21 protein-coding genes and 1 riboswitch are annotated in these 22,767 nt (G+C 71.7%); of the genes, 11 read left to right on the forward strand and 10 right to left on the reverse strand.

The features are described 5' to 3' along the window. Positions 1–39: 39 nt before the first annotated feature. Positions 40–756 (reverse strand): M50 family metallopeptidase, encoded by a 717-nt coding sequence (locus tag ABZ956_RS01945; RefSeq protein WP_361885443.1) that lies wholly within the window; start codon positions 754–756, stop codon positions 40–42. A gap of 41 nt (positions 757–797) precedes the next feature. Between ABZ956_RS01945 and ABZ956_RS01950 the strand changes: the two genes are divergently transcribed. The 8 genes from ABZ956_RS01950 (at position 798) to def (ending at position 8,357) form a co-directional block, all read left to right on the forward strand. After that, positions 798–1,637, forward strand: a complete 840-nt coding sequence (locus ABZ956_RS01950; RefSeq protein WP_361885446.1) for an SOS response-associated peptidase — start codon at positions 798–800, stop codon at positions 1,635–1,637. Between the two features lie 58 nt (positions 1,638–1,695). Then, positions 1,696–2,304, forward strand: a complete 609-nt coding sequence (locus tag ABZ956_RS01955; protein ID WP_361885449.1) for an alpha/beta family hydrolase — start codon at positions 1,696–1,698, stop codon at positions 2,302–2,304. A gap of 262 nt (positions 2,305–2,566) precedes the next feature. Beyond that, on the forward strand, positions 2,567–3,283 hold the full coding sequence (locus tag ABZ956_RS01960; RefSeq protein WP_361886640.1) for a sigma-70 family RNA polymerase sigma factor: 717 nt from the start codon (positions 2,567–2,569) through the stop codon (positions 3,281–3,283). Next, positions 3,280–3,603 (forward strand): mycothiol system anti-sigma-R factor, encoded by a 324-nt coding sequence (gene rsrA, locus ABZ956_RS01965; protein WP_071965159.1) that lies wholly within the window; start codon positions 3,280–3,282, stop codon positions 3,601–3,603. The genes ABZ956_RS01960 and rsrA overlap by 4 nt, the downstream gene beginning before the upstream one ends. Positions 3,604–3,739: 136 nt before the next feature. Beyond that, positions 3,740–5,119, forward strand: a complete 1,380-nt coding sequence (locus ABZ956_RS01970) for an HD-GYP domain-containing protein (RefSeq protein ID WP_361885452.1) — start codon at positions 3,740–3,742, stop codon at positions 5,117–5,119. Positions 5,120–5,138: 19 nt separating this feature from the next. After that, complete coding sequence (locus tag ABZ956_RS01975) at positions 5,139–6,344, forward strand: HD domain-containing protein (protein ID WP_361886643.1); 1,206 nt, start codon at positions 5,139–5,141, stop codon at positions 6,342–6,344. Positions 6,345–6,607: 263 nt separating this feature from the next. Continuing rightward, positions 6,608–7,600 carry a hypothetical protein gene (locus ABZ956_RS01980; protein WP_361885455.1) on the forward strand — a complete coding sequence of 331 codons (993 nt, stop codon included), beginning with the start codon at positions 6,608–6,610 and terminating at the stop codon, positions 7,598–7,600. 91 nt (positions 7,601–7,691) lie between these two features. Next, entirely contained in the window at positions 7,692–8,357 is a 666-nt protein-coding gene (gene def / locus ABZ956_RS01985) for a peptide deformylase (RefSeq protein ID WP_361885458.1), read from the forward strand. Between the two features lie 49 nt (positions 8,358–8,406). Here the strand turns inward: def and ABZ956_RS01990 are convergent, their stop codons facing one another. The 7 genes from ABZ956_RS01990 to ABZ956_RS02020 form a co-directional block, all read right to left on the reverse strand. Beyond that, positions 8,407–9,669, reverse strand: coding sequence for an RNA polymerase sigma factor (locus ABZ956_RS01990; protein ID WP_361885461.1), 1,263 nt, complete (start codon positions 9,667–9,669; stop codon positions 8,407–8,409). Between the two features lie 16 nt (positions 9,670–9,685). Beyond that, positions 9,686–10,102, reverse strand: coding sequence for a YciI family protein (locus ABZ956_RS01995; protein WP_361885464.1), 417 nt, complete (start codon positions 10,100–10,102; stop codon positions 9,686–9,688). A 147-nt stretch (positions 10,103–10,249) separates the two neighbouring features. Continuing rightward, positions 10,250–11,275: a ribonucleotide-diphosphate reductase subunit beta gene (locus ABZ956_RS02000; protein ID WP_361885467.1), complete on the reverse strand. Its 1,026-nt coding sequence runs from the start codon at positions 11,273–11,275 to the stop codon at positions 10,250–10,252. Then, on the reverse strand, positions 11,266–13,641 hold the full coding sequence (locus tag ABZ956_RS02005; RefSeq protein WP_361885470.1) for a ribonucleoside-diphosphate reductase subunit alpha: 2,376 nt from the start codon (positions 13,639–13,641) through the stop codon (positions 11,266–11,268). The genes ABZ956_RS02000 and ABZ956_RS02005 overlap by 10 nt, the downstream gene beginning before the upstream one ends. Positions 13,642–13,802: 161 nt before the next feature. Continuing rightward, positions 13,803–13,947, reverse strand: a riboswitch (cobalamin riboswitch). 142 nt (positions 13,948–14,089) lie between these two features. After that, entirely contained in the window at positions 14,090–15,721 is a 1,632-nt protein-coding gene (mctP, locus tag ABZ956_RS02010) for a monocarboxylate uptake permease MctP (protein ID WP_361885473.1), read from the reverse strand. After that, entirely contained in the window at positions 15,718–15,996 is a 279-nt protein-coding gene (locus ABZ956_RS02015) for a DUF3311 domain-containing protein (protein WP_361885476.1), read from the reverse strand. Before ABZ956_RS02015 ends, mctP begins: the two co-directional genes overlap by 4 nt. A gap of 102 nt (positions 15,997–16,098) precedes the next feature. After that, positions 16,099–17,613 (reverse strand): glycoside hydrolase family 3 protein, encoded by a 1,515-nt coding sequence (locus ABZ956_RS02020; protein ID WP_361885479.1) that lies wholly within the window; start codon positions 17,611–17,613, stop codon positions 16,099–16,101. Between the two features lie 681 nt (positions 17,614–18,294). Here ABZ956_RS02020 and ABZ956_RS02025 point away from each other — a divergent pair. Together ABZ956_RS02025 and ABZ956_RS02030 are read left to right on the forward strand one after the other, a co-directional pair. Beyond that, positions 18,295–18,909 carry a carbonic anhydrase gene (locus ABZ956_RS02025; RefSeq protein WP_361885482.1) on the forward strand — a complete coding sequence of 205 codons (615 nt, stop codon included), beginning with the start codon at positions 18,295–18,297 and terminating at the stop codon, positions 18,907–18,909. A gap of 64 nt (positions 18,910–18,973) precedes the next feature. Continuing rightward, the gene (locus ABZ956_RS02030) at positions 18,974–20,458 is read left to right on the forward strand and encodes a SulP family inorganic anion transporter (RefSeq protein ID WP_361885485.1); all 1,485 of its coding nucleotides are present in this window, start codon (positions 18,974–18,976) and stop codon (positions 20,456–20,458) included. A gap of 56 nt (positions 20,459–20,514) precedes the next feature. On the opposite strand, the gene ABZ956_RS02035 is transcribed toward ABZ956_RS02030, so the two are convergent. Beyond that, positions 20,515–21,018, reverse strand: coding sequence for a hypothetical protein (locus tag ABZ956_RS02035; protein ID WP_361885488.1), 504 nt, complete (start codon positions 21,016–21,018; stop codon positions 20,515–20,517). A 409-nt stretch (positions 21,019–21,427) separates the two neighbouring features. Between ABZ956_RS02035 and ABZ956_RS02040 the strand changes: the two genes are divergently transcribed. Next, complete coding sequence (locus ABZ956_RS02040) at positions 21,428–22,111, forward strand: response regulator transcription factor (RefSeq protein ID WP_361885491.1); 684 nt, start codon at positions 21,428–21,430, stop codon at positions 22,109–22,111. Here the strand turns inward: ABZ956_RS02040 and ABZ956_RS02045 are convergent. Beyond that, positions 22,089–22,766, reverse strand: a complete 678-nt coding sequence (locus tag ABZ956_RS02045; protein WP_361886645.1) for a response regulator transcription factor — start codon at positions 22,764–22,766, stop codon at positions 22,089–22,091. The genes ABZ956_RS02040 and ABZ956_RS02045 overlap by 23 nt on opposite strands. Between the last annotated feature and the right edge of the window lies 1 nt (position 22,767).

The following is a 22,767-nucleotide window of genomic DNA, read 5'->3' on the forward strand; positions in this document are numbered from 1 at the left end:
TCCCCATGGTTCGGTCCGCGAGGGCGGCCGCGCGCCCGGTCACCGTCCGAGCAGCCAGCGGCCGCCGCCGGTCAGGGAGCACAGCGACACGACGTGGAACAGTCCCAGCCAGACCACCGGGGGGACGTTCGTCAGGCGTGCCAGCTGGTCGGCGTCGGAGTCCGGGGCGCCCCCGTGCCGGCGCTTGCGCTGCAGCTCGAAGGCGGGCCGTACGCCGCCCAGGAGCAGGAACCACACCACCCCGTAGGCGAACGCCGCCTGCACCGCCGGACCCGTCAGCCAGGAGACCAGGACGAAGGCGGCTCCGGTGAGCACCACGGTCAGCGCCCCGTAGGCGTTGCGGATCATCACCAGCATGGCGGCGAGCAGGGCCGCGGCCCCCCACAGCAGGGCGGTGATGTGCCCGGCGGCCAGCAGCGCGGCCCCGGCGAGGCCCAGCAGGGAGGGGGCGGTGTAGCCGGCGGCCGCGGTGAGGATCATGCCCAGGCCGGTCGGCCGGCCCCGTGAGACGGTCAGCCCGGAGGTGTCGGAGTGCAGCCGGATGCCGTCCAGGCGCCGCCCGCTGAGCAGGGCCACGAGTGCGTGGCCGCCCTCGTGGGCGATGGTGATGGCGTTACGCGTGAGCCGCCAGATGCCGTGGGGGGTGATGGCGCCGAGGGCTATGACGGCGGTGGCGACCACGAGCCAGGTCGGCGGGTGGGGCTGGGTGCCGAAGACGCGATTCCATAGCTCGGTGGCGGTGGTGCTGTTGTCCATCTGTGAGCCGCTCCTTGCGTCTTCGTGGCAGTGTGGCACTCATGTGCGGGCGATATGCGGCGAGCCGGCGGCCGGAGGATCTGGCCGGGCTCTTCGGGGTGGAGAAGTGGGAACCGGAGGAGACGCTTGCTCCGGACTGGAACGTGGCGCCGACGAAGAGCGTGCACGCGGTGCTCGAGCGTCCTGTGAAAGACGCAGCGGACCGGCGTCCGGTTCGTCAGCTGCGGGTTCTGCGGTGGGGACTGGTGCCGTCGTGGGCGAAGTCCCCGGACGGCGCGGCGAAGATGATCAATGCGCGGGCGGAGACGGTCCACGAGAAGCCGTCCTTCCGCCGGGCCTTCGAGACACGGCGCTGCCTGCTCCCGGCGGACGGCTACTACGAGTGGGTCACCGGGGCGCAGGAGCGGGAACTGGAGGAGAAGGGCCGCCGCAAGCGGACCCGTAAGCAGCCCTATTTCGTGACGCCCGCCGACGGCTCGGTGATGGCGCTGGCGGGGGTCTTCGAGTTCTGGCGCGATCCCACGCTGCCGCCGGACCACCCGCGGGCCTGGTGGGTGACGTGCTCGGTGATAACGACCGAGGCGGAGAAGGAGCCGTTCGCCGGCGAAGGGGATGAGGGGAACGAGGGGGACGGGAAGGAGGGCCCGCGCTCCCTGGCGGAGATCCACCCGAGGATGCCGCTGGTGCTGCCCCCGGAGCGGTGGGGCGCGTGGCTGGACCCGGCCCGCACCGACCCCGCCGGGCTGCGCCCGCTGCTGGCGCCGCCGCCCGCGGGAACGGTGCGGGCGTACCCGGTGACCACGGCGGTCAGCGACGTCCGCAACAACGGGCCCGAGCTGCTGACCGAGCTGGCGGCGCCGGAGGAGTCGACACTGTTCTGACCGGCGGGCGCGGCAGGATGGACGGGTGAGTACAAGGATCGCTTCGACCGTTCAGGACGTGCCCACCCCCGCCGGGGACGCCCGCGTCCACTGGCACCTGGCGCCCGACGCCCGCCTCGTACTGGCCCTCGGGCACGGCGCGGGCGGGGGAGTGGAGGCGCGCGACCTGCGGGCGCTGGCCGCCGACCTGCCCCTGACCGGGGTGACGGTGGCGCTCGTCGAACAGCCGTGGCGGGTCGCCGGCAAGCGGGTCGCACCGGCGCCGAAGGCGCTGGACGAGGCGTGGCGCGCCCTGTGGCCCGCGCTCGCCGCGCCCGGGCTGCCCGTCGTCGCCGGCGGCCGCAGCGCCGGCGCCCGGGTGGCGTGCCGGACCGGGGCGGAGCTCGGGGCGGTGGGCGTGCTGGCCCTGAGCTTCCCGCTGCACCCGCCGGGCAAGCCGGAGAAGTCCCGCGCCGGGGAGCTGACCGGGGCGGGCCTGCCCACCCTCGTGGTGCAGGGCGCCCGCGACCCGTTCGGCCGCCCCGAGGAGTTCCCGCCCGGTACCGAACCCGTCGCGGTGCCGCACGGGGACCATGGCTTCGCGGTGCCCAAGTCGGCGGACGTCACCCAGGAGGAGGCGCTGGCCGTGATCACGTACGCGGTCAGGACCTGGCTGAAGTCGATCTAGGGCGACTTCCGTTCGGCCGGGAATGATCCAAGCGGCGCCACTGTTGTCCGGTCTGTAGTCACGTACCGGCACAGACGAAGGAATGGGAGCTCCCCGCATGGGTTCGATCGCTTGCCCGTCCCGCCCGCAGACGGCCGACCTCGGATGGACGGTCATGGGCGTGGCCCAGCCGGCCGTGGCTGGAGCGGCGGGCGGACCGGATCGTCGTCTATTCTCCGATTCGAGCGGGTCCGTTTCGGGTGCCGCCATGGCGTTGGAGGAGGTGGGTCCGGTCACTGGGACCGACACGGGGGCCGATGACAGCCAGAAGCGAGGACCCGTCGGCGGCGTACCGGGCGCGGAGGGTGGCGAGAGCGTGGCGGAGCGCAACGCGCGCTTCGAGCGCGACGCCCTGACCTTCCTCGACCAGATGTACTCGGCCGCGCTGCGTATGACGCGCAATCCGGCCGACGCCGAGGACCTGGTGCAGGAGACGTACGCGAAGGCCTACGCGTCCTTCCACCAGTTCCGTGACGGCACGAACCTCAAGGCGTGGCTGTACCGCATCCTGACCAACACCTTCATCAACTCGTACCGCAAGAAGCAGCGCGAGCCGCTGCGCAGCGCGTCCGAGGAGATCGAGGACTGGCAGCTGGCGCGCGCCGAGTCGCACATGTCGACCGGGCTGCGCTCCGCCGAGTCCCAGGCGCTCGACCACCTTCCCGACTCCGATGTCAAGGAGGCCCTGCAGGCCATTCCCGAGGAGTTCCGCATAGCGGTCTACCTCGCGGACGTCGAGGGCTTTGCGTACAAGGAGATCGCGGACATCATGGGTACCCCCATCGGCACGGTGATGTCCCGGCTGCACCGGGGCCGTCGCCAGCTGCGCGGACTGCTGGAGGACTACGCCCGCGAGCGCGGTCTGGTCCCGGCCGGGGTCACCGCCCCCGCGCCGAACGGTTCCGACGAGTCGCACAATCGGAAAGGCTCGGACTCATGAGCTGCGGAGACCCGCACGAGACGGACTGCTCTGAAGTCCTCGACCACCTCTACGAGTTTCTCGATCACGAGATGCCCGACGGCGACTGCGCCAAGTTCGAGGTGCACATCGACGAGTGCTCGCCGTGCCTGGAGAAGTACGGCCTGGAGCAGGCCGTGAAGAAGCTCGTCAAGCGCTGCTGCGGCCACGACGACGTACCGGCCGACCTCCGCTCGAAGGTCATGGGCCGCATCGAGCTGATCCGCTCCGGGCAGTCCGTGCCCGAGCAGGACGTGGTGGCCGAGGCGAAGGCGGCGGAGGCCGCCGCGCAGCAGGACTGATCCACTGATCCAAACCGCCGTACCGGGGAACGTCACCCGAACGGACGGTGCAATACCCGGAGGGCCGTTTTCCGGTCGCCGCTGAGCCTATTCTCCCCATCCAGACGCCATGTCCAAGGGTCGGGGAGGACGCGCCATGTGGGCACTTCCGGCGGCGGCGCGCGTGTATATCGCGTGCGCCGTGCTTGCCGCCGCGGTGTGCGCCGTACCCGCCGTGCGGGAGGCGTCCACCGTGCCCTGGGGCACGGTCGTGCTGCTGGCGGCCGTCTGCGCGGCCTGCGAACGACTGCCCCGCCGCCCCCTGACGCCCCCGGTGCTCCTGGCCGCGGCGTTCCTGCTGCCCCCGGGCGCCGCCGGCCTGGTCGCGGTGCCGGGCGCGCTCCTCGGGCGCGCCGGCCGGCGCCCGGTGGGGGTGCGGCGGCTGTGGCACACGGCGCAGTTCTCCCTCGCCACCACCGCGGCCTCCTGCGTCTACGGCCTGGGCGCCCCCCGCGTCGTCCCGGCGCCCGCGTTCTCCCACGCCCTGCTCCCGGCGCTCGCCGCCGGCCTGGTCCTCGCCCTCGTCGTCGCCGTGCTCGACGGCGGCGTGCTCGTCACCGCCGAGGGGCACTCCCCGCGCACCGCCTGGCGCGGCGCCCTGCCCGGCGCCCTCCTGCCGCCGCTCGTCCACGGCCCCACCGGCCTGACGGCGGCCGCCCTGTGGCACAGCTCCTACGGCCCCCCGGCGGCGCTGCTCGCGCTGCTCCCCCTGGCCCTCTCCGCCTGGGTCCAGGGCCGCTGCCGGCGCGAGCGCGCCGCGCACCAGGCCGCGGTCCGCGCGCTCGTGCAGGCCGTCGACCTCAAGGACCACTACACCCGCGGCCACAGCGAGCGCGTCGGCCGCGCCTCCGTGCTGATCGCCCGGGAGCTGGGCATCAGCGGCGACCGCCTCGAGGCGATCCGCTTCGCCGGCACCCTGCACGACGTCGGCAAGCTCGGCATCCCCACCCGCCTGCTGCGCAAGGACGGCCCCCTCACCCCGGAGGAGCGCCGCGTCATCGAGCTCCACCCCGAGTACGGCCACGAGATGGTCCGCGGCATCGGCTTCCTCGAGGAGGCCCGCGCCGCGATCCTCCACCACCACGAGCGCCTGGACGGCAGCGGCTACCCCCATGGACTGACGGGACATCAGATCCCGGAGTTCGCCCGGGTGGTGGCGGTGGCCGACGCCTTCGACGCCATGACCTCCACCCGCAGCTACAGCCGCGCCCGCCCGGTTCCGGTCGCCCTGGCCGAGCTGCACCGCTGTGCGGGGTCCCAGTTCGATCCCCGCATGGTGGCCGCGCTCTCCCGCGCGCTGGACCGCCACGGCTGGCGCCCCGCCGGGGCCGCCCCGGCGGAGCTCGCCCCGGTCCCACCCCTGCCCGTGACCGGGGGCTCCGCCACCGGCCCCCCGGCGCCCCGGGGGGCGGCGTCTGCCGCCGGGCCCAGCCGAAACGTCCCTGTTGATCACTGTCGGGTGGCCGCGGATGAATAGGAGGCCGCTCGTGCGGGGCGTGCACGCCTTCGCCGGCGCCGCGGCCGTGGCCGCCCTGGTATGGACCGCCTGGCGCGGCGTCGAGCAGCCGCACGTGGCCCTGGCCTACGGGGTGCTCATCGCGCTCGGGGAAGCCGCCCGGCGGCGGCCGGGACCCTCGGCCGGCACCCGGGAGACCGCACCGCTGGGATCCGCCGGAACGCTCGCCTACGCCCTGCTCGGCGAGGTCGGCGGAGAACCCACCTCACATGGCGCCGCGCAGGTCGTCGCGGTCGTCCTCGGCGCCACCCTCGCCGGGGCCGTGGGCCGGCCCCCCGCCCTCGACCGGCTCACCCGCCGGGTCCTCGACGCCGGCTTCGCCGCCCTCTGCTTCCAGCCGCTGCACGCCTTCGGCGCCCTCGGCCGCTGGCCGGCCCACAGCCCCTACTACGCCCTGTTCCTGCTGCTCCCCCTCGCCCTCACCGCCCTGTGCGACGCGGTCCTCGCCGCCGCGCTCGCCCGCGCCCGCACCGGCGGCCCGTACGGGCCCGCCCTGCGCGAGGAGCTGCGCGCCCTGCCCGGCGTCGGCGCGGCGATCGGCGCCACCGGGGTCGTACTGGCACTGGCCGTGGCCGTGGCCGGGCTCTGGGCGCTGCCCGTGTTCTGCCTGCCGCTGCTGGTCACCCAGCTGTCCATCCACCGCTACGAGGCGGTGCGCGCCACCCGCCGCCAGACCATCGCCTCCCTCGCCCGCACCACCGAGATCGCCGGCTACACCCCCGCCGGGCACGCCCGCCGCGTGGCCACCCTCGGCCGGGCGGTCGGCAGAGAGCTCGGCCTGTCCGGCGCGGACCTCACCGTGGTGGAGGACGCGGCCCTCATGCACGACATCGGCCAGCTCTCCCTCCTGGACCCCGTGCCCGCCGGCGCGACCGAGCGGCTGCCCCCCGAGCAGCGCCGCCGCATCGCCCTGCTGGGCGGCGCCGTGGTGCGCCAGACCGGCGTCGCCCCCGAGGTCGCCCTGGTGGTCGAGCGGCAGGCGGACCCGTACCGCGACCAGCCGCTCACCGCCCGCATCGTCCGCACCGTCAACGCCTATGACGATCTCGCCGCCGACCCGGCGTGCGGCCCCCTGCGCGCGCTGGAGCTGCTGCGTCTGGCCACCGCGCACGACCACGAGCCCCGGGTGGTGGAGGCGCTCGCGAGGGTGCTCGCGCGCGGCGGCCCCGCACCACCGGGCCTGTGAGACTCGGGCGAACCGGGACTAGCCAGCCGAACCCACGGGTAATGAGCGGGCGTCCGAAGGGGCATGGTTGGATGCGAAGAGACGAAGAGAATGGCGAGAATGCGGAAATCGGGGGGTGTCGTGCGCGCTGTCGTCGGCAAGGAGGTGTGGTGGGCACCGCTCCCCGGAGCAGTCGAGGAGTGGCAGGGCGCCGTCCGTGAGGACGGTGGCCGTCACCCGGTCCATCCGGCGTGGTCGCACGCAGAAACCGGCAGGCGGGAATCGTGAGGATCTTCGGCAGGGTACGGCACCGGCCTTCCGCCTCGTGGCGGCAGGCCACCGACCGTGCCTTCACTCTCATCGGCGACGGCCGGTACGAGGACGCGGGCGCGCTGCTGACGCGCGCGGCCGACATGGAGCCGTGGCTGTCCGAGTCCTGGTTCAACCTGGCCCTGTTGCACAAGTTCCGGCACGACTGGGAGCAGGCCCGCGCCGCCGGCCTGCGGGCCGTGGCGCTGCTGGACCGGGAGGCGGGCGCCCCGGACTGGTGGAACGTGGGCATCGCCGCCACCGCCCTGCAGGACTGGCCGCTGGCCCGTCGCGCCTGGCAGGCGTACGGGCTGCGGGTGCCCGGCGAGGGCGGCCCGGCCGCCGAGCCGGCCGGCATGGAGCTCGGCAGCGCGGCCGTACGGCTCTCCCCCGAGGGCGAGGCCGAGGTGGTCTGGGGCCGCCGGCTGGACCCGGCCCGCATGGAGGTGCTCTCCATTCCGCTGCCCTCCTCCGGCCGGCGCTGGGGCGAGGTCGTGCTGCACGACGGCGTTCCGCACGGCGAGCGCGTCACGGCCGCCGGGCCGTCCTACCCGGTCTTCGACGAGATCGAGCTGTGGGCCCCCTCGCCCGTCCCGACCTGGGTCGTCCTCCTGGAGGCCGCCACCGAGGCCGACCGGGACGCGCTGGAGCGGCTCGCGGCCGACGCGGGCTTCGCCGCCGAGGACTGGTCCTCCTCCGTGCGTCTGCTGTGCCGTACGTGCTCGGAGAGCCGGATGCCCAGTGACGAGGGTGACGGCGAGCACCTCGATCCGCACGACCACAGCGAGCCCGGCCATCCCGGCCCGCTGGGCCACCGCACGGCGGGCACCGGCTCGGGCTCCCTGTGGGTGCCCGAGCGGGAGTGCGGCATCGCGGCCCCCGCCGGGCTCGTCCGCGGCCTGCTCGACGGCTGGGTAGCCGACAGCCCCGACACCCGTGAATGGCGGGATCTCGAAGAGGTCTGCTGAGGCGCCGCCGGGGTCCCCGTACCCTGTATGGGGCCCTGTGGATTCTGGGCAGGATATTGCTTACGGGTTGTGAGAAAGGCATACGGCGGACATGGCGCAGCAAGACACCGACCAGCCGGTGAACGACAAGTCGAACGAGTCCGCCGAGCCGGCCGCGACCGGCGAGTTCATCGTGGACACCGAGGACTGTGAGGCGCGCGAGCTCGCGCACCGGGAGCGCGGCACCTCGCGCCCGATCACCGTCGTCGGCAACCCCGTCCTGCACAAGGAGTGCAAGGACGTGACCGAGTTCGGCGACGAGCTGGCACAGCTCATCGACGACATGTTCGCCAGCCAGCGCACCGCCGAGGGCGTCGGCCTGGCCGCCAACCAGATCGGCGTCGACCTCAAGGTCTTCGTCTACGACTGCCCCGACGACGAGGGCGTCCGTCACGTCGGCCATGTCGTCAACCCCGTCCTGGACGAGCTGCCGGCCGGCCGCCGCGTCCTCGACGACTCCAACGAGGGCTGCCTGTCGGTGCCGACCGCCTACGCCTCCCTCGCGCGCCCGGACTACGCCGTGGTGCGGGGCCAGGACATGCACGGCAACCCGATCGCCGTCGAGGGCACCGGCTACTTCGCGCGCTGCCTGCAGCACGAGACCGACCACCTGTACGGCTACCTGTACATCGACCGGCTCTCCAAGCGCGACCGCAAGGACGCGCTGCGGCAGATGGCCGAGGGGACGCCGCGCTACCCGGTCGTCGCGAACGACTGAGCGGGCCGGATGATTGCCGGACCGGCTGAAAATCAGCCAGTCCGGCAATTCAGGGCAGAGAGACGCAGGCGGCCGCCCGTTCCAGCAGCAGCGCGCGCTCGCGCTCGTTGCGGGTGAGGCCCGCCGCCCTCACGAACTCCTCGCGGGCCTCCTCGGAGCGGCCCAGCTTCACCAGCAGGTCGCCGCGCACGCTCGGCAGCAGGTGGTACTCCCTGAGCGCCGGCTCCGCAGCCAGGGCGTCCACCAGCTCCAGGCCCGCCTGTGGTCCGTAGGCCATCCCGACGGCCACCGCCCGGTTGAGCTCGACCACCGGCGACGGCATGCGCTCGGCGAGCGTCGCGTACAGCCCGGCGATCCGGGCCCAGTCGGTCTCCTCCGCCGTACGCGCCCGCGCGTGACAGGCGGCGATGGCGGCCTGCAGGGCGTACGGGCCGAGCGCGCCGCCCAGCCCTTCCGCCCGCTCCAGCGCGGCCAGCCCGCGCCGGATCAGCAACTGGTCCCAGCGGGAGCGATCCTGGTCGAGCAGCAGGACCGGCTCGCCGGAGGGCCCGGTGCGGGCGGCCGAGCGGGAAGCCTGGATCTCCATCAGGGCGACGAGGCCGTGGACCTCCGGCTCCCGGGGCATCAGCCCGGCCAGGACCCGGCCCAGGCGCAGGGCCTCCTCGCAGAGCGCCGGGCGCATCCAGTCGTCGCCGGCGGTGGCGGCGTAGCCCTCGTTGAAGATGAGGTAGACGACCTCCAGGACGGAGGACAGCCGCTCGCCCAGTTCGTCCGCCCGCGGCACCTCGAAGGGGACGCCCGCGTGCGCGAGGGACCGTTTCGCCCGGACGATGCGCTGGGCCACGGTGGGCTCCGGGACGAGGAAGGCGCGGGCGATCTCATCCGTCCTCAGCCCGCCGAGCAGGCGCAGGGTCAGCGCCACCCGCGCCTCCGTGGACAGCACGGGGTGGCAGGCGGTGAAGACGAGGCGCAGCAGATCGTCCTCGATATCGCTCTCGGCGAGGACCGCGTCCTGCGGAGCCTGCTGCTCCGTCGTGAGCTCGTGCCCGAGGAGGGCGAGCTTGCGCGCGTAGGTCTCCTCGCGGCGGATCAGGTCGATGGCGCGGTGCCGGGCGGTGGCCATGAGCCAGGCGCCCGGCTTGTCCGGGACGCCCGACTCCGGCCACTGCTCGAGTGCCGCGACCAGCGCGTCCTGCGCGAGCTCCTCGGCGATGCCGACGTCGCGCACGATGCGGGTGAGACCGGCGACGAGGCGCGCGGACTCGATTCGCCACACCGCCTCGATCGCGCGGTGGGTGTCGGAAGCCGTCACGCGCCCATCGTAGGGACTACTGCTGCGCCTTCCGCCGCAGCTCGTCCCGCAGGGCCTCCTCGCGCGCCGCCTCCTCGGGGGGCAGGATGTCGGCGGGGAAGTCGGAGGTCTCGAAGATCTGCCGGATCTCGACCTCCCCGTCCTCGAAGGGGATGCGCCGGGCCCACTCCAGGGCCTCGTCCCGGTCCTTGACCTGGATGATCCAGAAGCCGGCGATGAGCTCCTTCGTCTCGGCGAAGGGCCCGTCGGTCACGGTGCGCCGGCTGCCGGAGTACGAGACGCGGGCGCCCCTGGACGAGGGGTGCAGGCCGTCGCCCGCGAGCATCACACCGGCCTTGGCCAGCCGCTCGTTGTACTGCCCCATCTCGGCGATCATCTCTTTGGTCGGCATCGCGCCGGCCTCGGAGTCCTCGGTCGCCTTGACGATCATCATAAAGCGCGGCATAACGACATCTCCCGTTCGATCGGTAGGTGAGCTGGGCTGTTCCCAACCCTTCACCTGTACGTCGAACGGGAGACGCCGGAATCGACGTGTCGCGCCGAATTTTTTCCGGATCCGGTGGCCGGACCCGGATCCTCTTTAGAACTCGTCGTCGAAGGAGACCGAGCCCTCGACCGCCACCTGGTACGCGGACGCGCGGCGCTCGAAGAAGTTGGTCAGCTCCTGGACGTTCTGCAGCTCCATGAAGGAGAAAGGGTTCTCCGAGCCGTAGACCGGCGCGAAGCCCAGCCGCTGGAGGCGCTGGTCGGCCACGCACTGCAGGTACTCGCGCATGGACTCGGTGTTCATGCCCGGCAGGCCCTCGCCGCACAGGTCACGGCCGAACTGCAGCTCCGCCTCGACGGCCTCCTTCAGCATGTCGGTGACCTGCCGCTGGAGCTCGTCGTCGAAGAGGTCGGGCTCCTCCTGGCGGACGGTGTCCACGACCTCGAACGCGAAGTTCATGTGCATGGTCTCGTCGCGGAAGACCCAGTTGGTGCCGGTCGCCAGGCCGTGCAGCAGGCCGCGGCTGCGGAACCAGTACACGTAGGCGAAGGCGCCGTAGAAGAACAGGCCCTCGATGCAGGCGGCGAAGCAGATCAGGTTGAGCAGGAAGCGACGGCGGTCGGCCTTCGTCTCCAGCCGCTCCAGCTTCTCGACCTCGTTGATCCACTTGAAGCAGAACTGGGCCTTCTCACGGATCGAGGGGATGTTCTCGACCGCGTCGAAGGCGGCGGCGCGGTCATCCGGGTCGGGCAGGTAGGTGTCCAGCAGGGTCAGATAGAACTGGACGTGCACGGCCTCCTCGAAGAGCTGCCGCGACAGGTACAGCCGCGCCTCGGGGGAGTTGATGTGCTTGTACAGCGTCAGGACCAGGTTGTTGGCCACGATCGAGTCGCCGGTCGCGAAGAACGCGACCAGGCGGCCGATCATGTGCTGCTCACCCGGGGACAGCTTGGCGAGGTCGGCCACGTCCGAGTGGAGGTCGACCTCCTCCACGGTCCAGGTGTTCTTGATCGCGTCGCGGTAGCGGTCGTAGAAGTCCGGGTACCGCATGGGACGCAGGGTCAGTTCGAAGCCCGGGTCGAGCAGGTTCTTCTCGGTGGGGGCGGTCATTACTGGCATGCCTCGCAGGACTCGGGGTTCTCAAGGGAGCAGGCGATGGCGTCCGCGTCGGGCGCGGCCTGCTGCACGGGAATGGTGGCGGCGGCGCCGGCCGACCGGGCGATCCGGGTCGCCGGACGCGAGCGCAGGTAGTACGTCGTCTTGATGCCCTGCTTCCAGGCGTACGCGTACATCGAGCTGAGCTTGCCGATGGTGGGCGAGGCCATGAAGAGGTTCAGCGACTGGCTCTGGTCCAGGTACGGCGTACGGGCCGCGGCCATGTCGATCAGGTAGCGCTGCGGGATCTCCCAGGCGGTGCGGTACAGGTCGCGCACCTCCTGCGGGATCCACTTCAGGTCCTGGATGGAGCCGTTGGCGTCCGTCATGGCGTCGCGGGTCGTGCGGTCCCACACGCCGAGCTTCTTGAGGTCCTCCACCAGGTAGGTGTTGACCTGCAGGAACTCGCCGGAGAGCGTCTCGCGCTTGAAGAGGTTGGAGACCTGCGGCTCGATGCACTCGTACACGCCCGCGATCGAGGCGATGGTCGCCGTGGGGGCGATCGCCAGCAGCAGGGAGTTGCGCATGCCGACCTCGGCGATGCGCGCGCGCAGCGCGTCCCACCGGTCCGCCCAGGCCGGGACGGCGTTGGGGTAGTGGTCCGGGTGCAGCACGCCACGGGCGGTGCGGGTCGCGGACCAGGCCGCGTGCGGGCCGTGCCGCTCGGCGAGGTCGGCGGACGCCTCGTACGCCGCGAGCATGATGCGCTCGGAGATGCGGGTGGACAGCTCCTTCGCCTCGGGGGAGTCGAAGGGCAGCCGCAGCCGGAAGAAGACGTCCTGCAGGCCCATCAGGCCCAGGCCCACCGGGCGCCAGCGGTTGTTGGACTTCCCGGCCTGCTCGGTCGGGTAGAAGTTGATGTCCACGACGCGGTCGAGGAAGGTGACGGCCGTACGGACCGTACGGTCGAGCTTCTCCCAGTCCATCTCGCCGTCGGCACCCAGGTGCTGCGCGAGGTTGACCGAGCCCAGGTTGCAGACCGCGGTCTCGCTGTCGTCGGTGACCTCGAGGATCTCGGTGCAGAGGTTCGAGGAGTGGACGACCTTGCCCTTTTCGGCCGTCTGGTTGGCGGTGCGGTTGGCGGCGTCCTTGAACGTCATCCAGCCGTTGCCGGTCTGCGCGAGGGTGCGCATCATGCGGGCGTAGAGCACGCGGGCCGGGATCTGCTTGACGGCCTTGCCCTCGGCCTCGTACCGGCGGTACGCGGCGTCGAACTCGTCGCCGTAGAGGTCGACCAGGTCGGGCGTGTCGGCCGGGGAGAACAGCGACCAGTCGGCGTCCGCCTCGACGCGGCGCATGAACTCGTCCGGGATCCAGTGCGCGATGTTGAGGTTGTGCGTCCGGCGGGCCTCCTCACCGGTGTTGTCGCGCAGCTCCAGGAACTCCTCGATGTCCGCGTGCCAGGTCTCCAGGTAGACGCAGGCCGCGCCCTTGCGCCGGCCGCCCTGGTTGACCGCCGCGACGGAGGCGTCGAGGGTGCGCAGGAACGGCACGATGCCGTTGGAGTGGCCGTTGGTGCCGCGGATCAGCGAGCCGCGCGAGCGGATGCGCGAGTAGGACAGGCCGATGCCGCCCGCGTGCTTCGACAGGCGCGCCACCTGGTGGTAGCGGTCGTAGATCGAGTCCAGCTCGTCCAGCGGCGAGTCCAGCAGGTAGCAGGACGACATCTGCGGGTGGCGGGTGCCGGAGTTGAAGAGCGTGGGGGAGGACGGCAGGTAGGAGAGCGTGCTGGTGAGCGAGTAGAGCTCGGCCACGTCCTCCAGGGCCCGCACGGAGTGGTCCTCGGCCAGGCCGCAGGCCACGCGCAGCAGGAAGTGCTGCGGGGTCTCGATCACGTCGCGGGTGATCGGGTGGCGCAGCAGGTAGCGGCTGTGCAGGGTGCGCAGGCCGAAGTAGCCGAAGCGGTCGTCGGCGCCGTCGGCCAGCGCCTGGTCCACCAGCGCGTCCAGGCGCTCGGCGTGGGTGGCCACGAAGGCGGCGGTCTCGTCCGCGATCAGGCCCTCGCGGTGGCCCACGGCGACCGAGGCGGAGAAGGACGTCGCACCCTGGCCGGCCGCCTCGTCGGCGATGGCACGGGTGAGCAGCCGGGCGGCGAGCTTGGAGTACTCGGGCTCCTCGGCGATGAGACCGGCGGCGGCCTCGGTGGCGAGGGAGCGCAGCTCGGCCTCGTCCGAACCGGGGTGCCGGCCGCGCAGCGCGGCGGCGGCGACCTTGCCCGGGTCGGTGGCGGGCAGATCGGCGGTGAGATCGGTCAGGGTGCGCAGCAGCGCGGTCCCGGGGCCGCCGGCTTCCGCGTTCGCTGAGACCGGATCTGCGGGCGCGATGGTCACGTGTGGCTCTCCCTCGCTCGGCTGGGTGGGCCGGGCGGGAGCGCGCGACGGTCGCGTACGGGCATGCCGCTTGCACCAGGGCATGCCTCGTAGGCGTCCGTCGGCCCAACCCGCGGGGCCCGGACGAATTCAACGCCCATAGCCGAGCCCAGGGCAGGCTCGGTGGTGGACGCGCTGTCGGCAGGTCCTCGGACTTCGGGTGCGCTGGGTATATGCGCACACATACACCGTTGCGGGACAGTTCCGGATTTCCACCGGATTCCCCTGCGACGACAGCGAGGACGAGCATACATCTAGTGCCGGGCCTCGTACGCGCCCCCACATGTTGTGTCGTCCCGTCATGAAGCGGTTGCGGAATGTGCTAACGGGCGGTCCTGGCAGGGCAAGCGAGGAGGGCCGTCACGCCCCCTGGGCGGGGGTGTGACGGCCCTCTGGGGGTGGGCCCGGGTCAGTGCCCGCCGGGGGCTCCCACGGTGGCCGGGGGGAGGTCCGTACGGACGCCCGGGTCGCCGGCGTCGGCGGTGTAGTCCGACGGCCGGGTCTGGTCGACGCCGTCGGGCGCCTTCAGCGCCCTGAGGGCGAATGTCGCCACGATGACGACGATCACATTGATGACGAAGGCGGTGAGGCCGATGTAGCCCTTCTCGCCGATGAGCGGGATCAGGTTGGTGTTCCCGAAGTGGTCCTGGGTGGCGCTCGGCGTCTCGTACGCCCGCCAGGTCCCGTAGAGCATGCCGGCCGCCCACCCCGCGAGCAGCGCCCAGCGGTGGCACCAGCGGGTGAAGAGTCCGCCGACCAGGGCCGGGACGGTCTGCAGGATCCAGATGCCGCCCAGCAGCTGGAAGTTGATGGCGACCGTTTTGTCCATGGTCAGGACGAAGACGAGGGCGCCGACCTTCACCAGCAGGGAGGCCAGCTTGGAGACCTTTGCCTCGTGTTCGGGCGAAGCGTCCGGCTTGATGAAGTCCTTGTAGATGTTGCGGGTGAACAGATTTGCCGCCGCGATCGACATGATGGCCGCCGGAACGAGCGCGCCGATGCCGATGGCCGCGAAGGCCACACCCGTGAACCAGTCGGGGAACATGTCCTCGAAAAGCTGCGGGATCGCCAGCTGTCCGTTCTTCACCTTCACCCCGGCGGCGATGGCCATGAAGCCGAGCATGGCGAGCAGGCCCAGCATCAGGGAGTAAAGGGGAAGGATGGTGGTGTTGCGGCGGATGACATTGCGGCCCTTGCTGGAAAGCACCGCGGTCACCGAGTGGGGATACAGGAACAGCGCCATCGCCGAGCCCAGCGCGAGCGTCGCGTACGCCCACTGCGCCTGCGCTCCGGTGACCAGTGAACCGCGCGGCTTGCCGGTGGCCGGGTTTTCGGCCGCGAACGCCTCGCCGGCCTTGGCGAAGATGTCCCCGAAGCCGCCGAGCCGCAACGGGATGTAGATGATCGCCACGATGATCACGATGTAGATCAGGGTGTCCTTGACGAAGGCGATCAGCGCGGGCGCGCGCAGTCCCGAGGAATAGGTGTAGGCCGCGAGCACACCGAAGGCGATCAGCAGTGGCAGGTCCTTCACGAACCAGTTGGTGTCCTCTCCGCCGCCGACGCCCATGACGTCCAGAACCGCCTGGATACCCACCAATTGCAGCGCGATGTACGGCATGGTGGCGAGGATCCCGGTCAGCGCCAGGGCCAGCGAGAGGCCCTTGGAGCCGAACCGGCCCCGGACGAAGTCCGAGGAGGTCACATAGCCGTGCTTGTGCGCGACCGACCAGAGGCGGGGCAGGAAGGTGAACACCAGGGGGTAACAGAGAATGGTGTACGGCACCGCGAAGAAGCCCGCCGCGCCGCCCGCGTAAATGGCGGCCGGGACGGCCACGAACGTATACGCGGTATAGAGGTCGCCGCCGAGCAGGAACCAGGTGACCCAGGTGCCGAAGGAGCGGCCGCCCAGCCCCCACTCGTCGAGATTGTTCGCGTTCTCCGCGCGCCGCCACTTCGAGGCCAGAAAGCCCATCACCGTGACGGCGAGGAAGAAGATGATGAAGACGGTGAGCGCGACACCGTTCACGCCGTCCTTCATCGCGGCTCACCTCCCGCGCGCGCCCGCGCCCGCCGCTCGTGACGGCGGACGATGACGTAGGCGACGACGGTGAGCAGCGTCGAGAGGACGACCCACAGCATCTGGTACCAGTAGAAGAAGGGAATCCCGATGAAGGACGGGGTGAGCCGGGAGTAGGAGTCGACCCAGAGCATCGCCGCGAAAGGCAGGGCCAGGCATACGCCGGCGATGACCAGTGGCATGGTGACGACCGGTTCGCGGCCGCTCCCGGGTGGTTGCGCGGGTGGTTCCGACATACGTGACTCCGTCCCCTGAGCGATCACTTGCGTAATGCGCAGGAAATCTAGGGGAGGGCGCCTCCGGACGTCACCCCCTATCCGCATATCGGAACGACAACGTCAGAAGGCGTACGTTCCGCTTGTGCCGGTGAGGAACTCGGCCGCCGCCAGGCCCGATACGCGGGTGGCCCCGTGGGTCGCCAGGTGCGGGGCGCCCGGGGCGCCGGCGCCGGGCACGCCCATCTCGACGACGACCGCGTCGGGCCGCCGGCGCAGGAGGCGGCCGAGGGCGGCGGCCATCCAGGAGTGCCGGGCCGCGTCGCGGACCACGACGACCAGCGGGCGGCCGACGGCGGGGACGAGCGCGGCGCGCTCCAAAGCGGCTTCGTCACCGGTCAGTTCGGGCTGGGTCAGCCGCACGGACGTGGTGGCGGGTCGCAGCTCGCGCAGGGGCGCGGCCAGCCCCCAGGGGGTCTGCCGGTCGATGGCGAGGGTGGAGGTGGGGGCGAGCTCGACGACGTGCGGGTCGGCGCCCAGGGGCAGCGCGGCGCCCGCCGCGCCGGTGACGCGCAGGGCGCGCCGGGCGGCGCGCAGCCCGACGTCGGAGCGGGCGCCGTCGCCGGCCGCGCGGGCGGCCCGGAACCGCTCCCCGGACCAGGCGGCGAACTCCGCGACCCGGCCCGCCGCCTCGGCCAGCCGCCGCTCCGGCAGGGTGCCGTCGTGAACGGCCGCGACCAGTGCGGCCGTCAGCCGCTCGGTCGTCGCCTCGGTCGCGCTCTCGCCGCCGACGCACACCGCGTCCGCGCCGCCCGCAACGGCCCGTACGGTCGCGCCGTCGATGCCGTAGCGGGAGGTCACGGCGCGCATCTCGATGCCGTCGGTGACGACCAGTCCGTCGAAGCCCAGCCGGGTGCGCAGCAGGTCGACCAGGACGCGCCGGCTGAGCGTGGCCGGGAGGTCGGGGTCGAGCGCGGGGACCAGGAGGTGACCGGTCATCACCACGCGGACTCCCGCCTCGATCGCGGCGACGAAGGGCGGCAGGGCGGTCCCCTCGATCGCGGCGGCGGAGGCGGTGACGGTGGGCAGGTCGTGGTGGGAGTCGACGGCCGTGTCGCCGTGGCCGGGGAAGTGCTTGGCGCAGGCGGCGACCCCCGCCGACTGCAGCCCGCGCACCCAGGCCGCCGTGTGCCGGGCCACGAGGGCGGTGCGGGAGCCGAAGGACCGCACCCCGATGACCGGATTGCGGGGGTTGGAGTTGACGTCGGCGCTGGGCGCGTAGTCGAGGGTGACGCCGGCCGCGTGCAGCTCACGGCCGATGTCCCGGGCGACCTCCTCGGTGAGGGCGGTGTCGTCGACCGCGCCGAGGGCGAGGTTCCCCGGGCGCGAGGCTCCGGTCCAGGCCTCCAGGCGGGTGACGTCGCCGGCCTCCTCGTCTATGGCGATGATCAGGTCCGGATTCTCGGCGCGGAGCGCGGCGGTGAGCGCGGCGACCTGTTCGGGCGTGGAGATGTTGCGCCCGAACAGGACGACGGAGGCGAGGCCCTCCTCGGCGATCCGGCGGCGGACCCAGTCGGGGGCGGTCGTGCCCTCGAATCCCGGCTGCAGCACCGCGTGGGTCAGGTGCGTGAGGTGCATGGGAAGTCCCCCTCCGGCTGATACGGCACGATGCCGTCCGGTACGCGCACGTCCGTGCCCTGTTGCCCGGACAGTCGGGATATTGGACTGTACCAATAGGGGTGTCAAGGGCGGGGTGTGGCGCTGAGCAGCCCAAATGGCCTGGTGGGACAGGTGAGTTGGACGGTGGGTGTCGTCGGCGCGCCGGAGCGGGAACTTCAGCTTCTGTTCACCTGCCGGCTGCTCTGGACGGTCAAGGTGGCGGTACGGCCGTGGGCGCCGTGGGCGCCGCGGGTGGCCCGCTCGGCCGGGCCGGGTGATCGCCCCGTGGCTGAATGTCACCTTCCGCCAGCTCTTTACTTCATGACGGCTGTACAGCGGGCCCGGACCCCCGCTCTGACCGGCCCCGGAAGCGGTCACTGTGGGCCATGTCATCGCCGCAGCTTGGGGGTTGGGTCGTCACTGACACGTCAAGTGCCCGTCTATGCCCTCTGTTTGGGGAAAATAAAGTCTGTCATCAACAGGTAATGTGTGGGTAAAGTATCCGTAGCGGCAGCCGTGCATAATCGGACAACGATCACGGCTGCCGTTGGCGCCCCGCTGCAGTGGCGCCCGAGACACCGGCAATGCCGATCCGACCTGACATGACCCGACCCGACCACACCGCCCCCGCTGAACAAGGGGTGCAGGAGGCAGGCCAACATGAAGTCGCTCATTGACAACGCCCGATCGTTCGCGAGCCACGTGGCCGAGAACGCGGAGACCTTCCGTCCCCTGGAGGCCGGACAGTCCCCCGAGGTCCTGTTCATCACGTGTTCCGACTCGCGCGTCGTACCGTCCCTCATCACGGGCGCACGCCCCGGCGAGCTCTTCGAGCTGCGCACGGCGGGCAACATCGTGCCCGAGTACCACAACGACCACCCCGCCGGCGAGATGGCGACGATCGAGTACGCGGTGCGCGTGCTCAACGTCCGCGACATCATCGTCTGCGGGCACTCGCACTGCGGCGCCGTGAGCGCCATCGTGCGCGACGACGACCTCTCGTCGGCCCCCGCCGTGCGGGGCTGGCTGGAGCGGGCGGTACCGCGAGCCGTGCGGGCCTCGCGGGCGAAGGACCCCTCCACCGTTCCCGCCGACGTGGCGGACGCGGTGCAACACCACGCGGTGGACCAGCTCGAGAAGCTGCGCGCCTACCCGTGCGTACGCGAACGCATCGAGGAGGGGCTGCTGTCCCTCCACGCCTGGTACTACGAAGTGCATACCGGTGCGATCAGGGCGCACCGGCCCGGCGGCGACCGCGCATTCGGCCCGCTGTAGCGCGCAGCCACTCCGTCCGAAGCACTCCGCCGTGCACCACCCTTGAATCAAGGAACCCTCACCCATGCTCTCCAGCCTCAAAGACCCACCCGCTCTCCGGCGCGACGTCCTCGCGTCACTTGTCGTCTTCCTGGTGGCCCTGCCGCTGTGCGTCGGCGTGGCCGTCGCCTCCGGCGTGCCCGCCGAGCTCGGACTGATCACCGGAATAGTCGGCGGCCTCGTCGTCGGGGCCATGCCCGGCAGCACCATGCAGGTCAGCGGCCCGGCGGCCGGACTGACCGTGCTCGTCTTCGAAGCCGTCCGGGAGTTCGGCCTGGGTGCTCTCGGCGCCATCGTCCTCGTCACCGGCCTGCTCCAACTGGCCCTGGGGGCGCTGAAGTTCGGGCGCTGGTTCCGGGCGATCTCGGTGGCCGTCGTCCAGGGCATGCTCGCCGGTATCGGACTCGTCCTGCTCTTCGGCCAGCTCTACACCATGGCCGGGGTCAAGCAGCCCCGCTCCGGCATCGACAAGATCGCGGGTGTCCCGGGCCTCATCGGGGACGTCGTCAGCGACCGTGACGCGCTGGTCTCCTTCGCCGTGGGCGCCGGCACCATCGCGGTGCTCGTCCTGTGGAAGAAGCTCCCGGCGAAGGCCCAGCTGGTGCCCGCACCGCTGGTGGCCGTCGCCCTGGCCACGGGCGTGACCGCGCTGGGCGGCCTGAACGTCGCCCATGTGAAGGTCCAGGGTCTGATCGAGGCCATCCAGCCGCCCGGCCTGAACGACCTCACCTCCCTGGCCGGCGTCGCCGTCCTCGGCACGGTGCTCGCCTTCACCCTCATCGCCTCGGCGGAGTCGCTGTTCAGCGCCGCCGCCGTCGACCGGATGCACGACGGCCCGCCCACGGACTACGACAAGGAGCTGCTGGCCCAGGGTGTCGGCAACACCATCTGCGGTGTCCTCGGCGCCCTGCCCATGACCGCGGTCATCGTGCGCAGCTCCGCCAACGTCCAGGCCGGTGCGAAGACGTCCCTGTCCCGGATCCTGCACGGCGCGTGGCTGCTGCTGTTCGCCGTCATGCTCCCGGCGGCGATCGGCGTCATCCCCCTGGCCGCCCTCGCGGGCGTCCTGGTCCACGCCGGCTGCAAGCTCGTACCGTTCAAGGACCTCGCCCCGCTGTGGCGCGAGCACCGCGGCGAGGCCATCATCCTCGCGATCACGGCCGTCGCGATCGTGACGACCAGCATGTTCGAGGGTGTGGTGCTGGGCCTGCTGCTCGCCGTGGTGAAGTCGGCGTGGGAGACCTCCCAGGTCAGCGCCGACGTCCGCGAGCTGACGGACGGCCGCATGGTGGTCGCCCTCACCGGCAACGCCACCTTCCTGCGCCTGCCCCGCCTCCTGGACACCCTGGAGGCCCTGCCCCAGGACCGCCCCATCGAGCTCGACCTCTCCGACCTGCGCCACCTCGACCACGCGTGCCGCACGGCACTGGAGGTCTGGGCGGCACGGCACAACGCCGAGGGCGTGGAGGCGGTGCGGGTGCGGCACCAGGAAGTGGTGACCGCAGCCTGATCAGCGAGGCCGCCGGCCCCCGTGCGGGGGCCGGCGGCCTCGGTCTTCCGTACGGCTCAGCCGGCCGCCGGACCCCGGTTCACGGCCATGACCATCACCGAGCCGACGAGCACCAGCCGGTCCGTCAGCGCGTCTATCTGCTGCCGCTGCTCCGGCGGGAGGTGCCAGTCCTCCCACCACGAGGTCTCCTGCGGGGTTATCGGGCCCGACCACTCGGCCTCCCACGCCTGCCCCAGCTGCGCCGACAGCGGCCGGACCGACCCGGCCAGCGCGCCGTAGGCGCCCAGGAGGCCCATCATGTGGCTGGCGGGCAGCCATGACTGCCAGGCCGTCAGCATCTCGTCGGCGAGGTAGGAGACGTCTTCCAGCCACAGCACGTGCTGAGTGCCCCAGCCCTGGGGGGTGGGGCACGCGGGCATGCCCGGCAGCAGGCGTTGCGGCAGCCCGTCGCGGCGGGAGAAGAACTCCCGGCCCAGGGCCAGTTCGTAGTCCGAAGGGGTCCAGGAACGCTCGTTCAGGGCGATCGCGGCTGCATCGACCGCATCGACGGCTTGGCTCATTCCGATACCGTACGCGGTGATCTTCGCCTTGTTCACCCCTGGGTCGCGACGGCCCGTGGGCCGGATCGAGTGCCGCCGCGCACCGGCAGGCGGAATGCGGCCGCGGAATGCGCGGTGAGCCGAGTGCACAGGTGAGCCGTGCTGTTGGCGCGTGAAGCGGGGGAGATGCGGATCGCGGACCGGGCACGGAGGGAAGGAATCCGGTCAAAATCAGGGTTCACGCTCCAGAAACAATCCCCTAAGCTGGCTCCGCGTGTTGACCGACGGGGGGAGCCACGGTGACACGGACGACAGCGGCAATCAGCCGATTTGTCGACGGAGTGCGTTCGCCTCCTCCCGATGCACATACGGGAAAGCTGCGGGGCCCGGGAGCTCAGTGGTTCTGCTCCTGGTCAACAGGGGGTAATGCGTGACCGTAAAGCTCTTTCTCATCGACGAGGACGCCATGTACCGGATGGGCGTCCGTGCTGCCGCGGAACAGGCTGAGAACGTGGTGGTGGTAGGCGAAGGGCCGGCCTTCGGGGATGACGTGCTGGAGTGCGTGCGGAACTCCGGCGGCATCGATGTCGTTCTGGTCGGGGTACCGCATTCGGGCGCCTGCATCGATTTGGTCCGGACCATTACCGGGAACGCGGCGCCGGGAGGACGGGCACCACGCGTTCTGATGGTGTCGTCGTCGGGGGCGGAGGAGGCGGCGGTCGTCGCCGCCGTACGTGCGGGGGCACAGGGATATATCTCCAGAGGCATCTCGGGCGAGGAGCTTTTCCGGGCCGTTCAGGTCGTGGCCGACGGCGGGGCCGTATTCGGCCCGTCCGTCGCCGCGCGGCTGGGGACGTATTTCTCCCCGCCCGACGGTATGCCCGGTCGAGCGGCCTTTCCCTCGCTCACCGATCGCGAGCTGCAAATTCTCGAGTACATCGCCCGGGGCTGGGACAACAGGCGTATCGCCCGCTCGCTCGTGCTCTCCGAGAAGACGATCAAGAATCATGTCACCCGGCTGTTCCGGAAGCTGGAGGTCAAGGACCGTATGTCGGCGGCGATGCGGGCGCGGGACGCCGAGGCGGGCCTCCTCAGCGGTTGCCCGGCTGAATGATTCCCGTCTCGTAGCCGATGATCACCAGCTGGACGCGGTCCCGGACGCCGAGCTTGTCGAAGAGATGGCCGATGTGGGTCTTCACCGTGGCGGGGCTGACGTGCAGCCGCCGGGCGATCTCGCCGTTCGCCAGGCCGCGGGTGACCAGGGTGAGCACCTCGTGCTCGCGGGCCGTCAGCCCGCCCAGTTCGGTGGGGACCCGGGGCACGGGCTCCGGCCGCCGGCAGAACTCGGCGACCAGGCGCCGCGTCACGCTGGGGGCCAGCAGGCTCTCTCCCGAGGCCACCACGCGGATCGCCTGGAGAAGCTCGACGGGGGAGACGTCCTTGAGGAGGAAGCCGCTCGCGCCGGCGCGCAGGGCGCTGAACACATACGTGTCGTGATCGAACATGGTGAGGATCAGGACCCGGACGCCGGACGTCTCCGGGGTGTTGCGGATGAGCCGGGTGGCCTCGATGCCGTCCATCTCGGGCATGCGCACGTCCATGAGGACGACGTCCGGCCTGGCGCGCAGGGCCAGCTCCACGGCGGCGGCGCCCGTCCCGGCCTCGCCCACCACGGTGAGGCCGGGCTCGGCCTCCACCAGCACGCGGAAGCTGCCCCGGAGCAGGGCCTGATCGTCCGCGATCAGTACCCGTACGGGTTCCGCCGGCACC

The organism is Streptomyces sp. NPDC046261 (assembly GCF_040646235.1).
Lineage (GTDB): Bacteria > Actinomycetota > Actinomycetes > Streptomycetales > Streptomycetaceae > Streptomyces.

What these genes read in the sequence shown, in the direction of transcription:
- ABZ956_RS01945 (WP_361885443.1), bottom strand. Translation starts at nt 756, where the DNA reads ATGGACAACAGCACCACCGCCACCGAGCTATGGAATCGCGTCTTCGGC.
- ABZ956_RS01950 (WP_361885446.1), top strand. Translation starts at nt 798, where the DNA reads ATGTGCGGGCGATATGCGGCGAGCCGGCGGCCGGAGGATCTGGCCGGG.
- rsrA (WP_071965159.1), top strand. Translation starts at nt 3,280, where the DNA reads ATGAGCTGCGGAGACCCGCACGAGACGGACTGCTCTGAAGTCCTCGAC.
- ABZ956_RS01970 (WP_361885452.1), top strand. Translation starts at nt 3,740, where the DNA reads ATGTGGGCACTTCCGGCGGCGGCGCGCGTGTATATCGCGTGCGCCGTG.
- def (WP_361885458.1), top strand. Translation starts at nt 7,692, where the DNA reads ATGGCGCAGCAAGACACCGACCAGCCGGTGAACGACAAGTCGAACGAG.
- ABZ956_RS01995 (WP_361885464.1), bottom strand. Translation starts at nt 10,102, where the DNA reads ATGATGATCGTCAAGGCGACCGAGGACTCCGAGGCCGGCGCGATGCCG.
- ABZ956_RS02000 (WP_361885467.1), bottom strand. Translation starts at nt 11,275, where the DNA reads ATGCCAGTAATGACCGCCCCCACCGAGAAGAACCTGCTCGACCCGGGC.
- mctP (WP_361885473.1), bottom strand. Translation starts at nt 15,721, where the DNA reads ATGAAGGACGGCGTGAACGGTGTCGCGCTCACCGTCTTCATCATCTTC.
- ABZ956_RS02015 (WP_361885476.1), bottom strand. Translation starts at nt 15,996, where the DNA reads ATGTCGGAACCACCCGCGCAACCACCCGGGAGCGGCCGCGAACCGGTC.
- ABZ956_RS02020 (WP_361885479.1), bottom strand. Translation starts at nt 17,613, where the DNA reads ATGCACCTCACGCACCTGACCCACGCGGTGCTGCAGCCGGGATTCGAG.
- ABZ956_RS02025 (WP_361885482.1), top strand. Translation starts at nt 18,295, where the DNA reads ATGAAGTCGCTCATTGACAACGCCCGATCGTTCGCGAGCCACGTGGCC.
- ABZ956_RS02030 (WP_361885485.1), top strand. Translation starts at nt 18,974, where the DNA reads ATGCTCTCCAGCCTCAAAGACCCACCCGCTCTCCGGCGCGACGTCCTC.
- ABZ956_RS02035 (WP_361885488.1), bottom strand. Translation starts at nt 21,018, where the DNA reads ATGAGCCAAGCCGTCGATGCGGTCGATGCAGCCGCGATCGCCCTGAAC.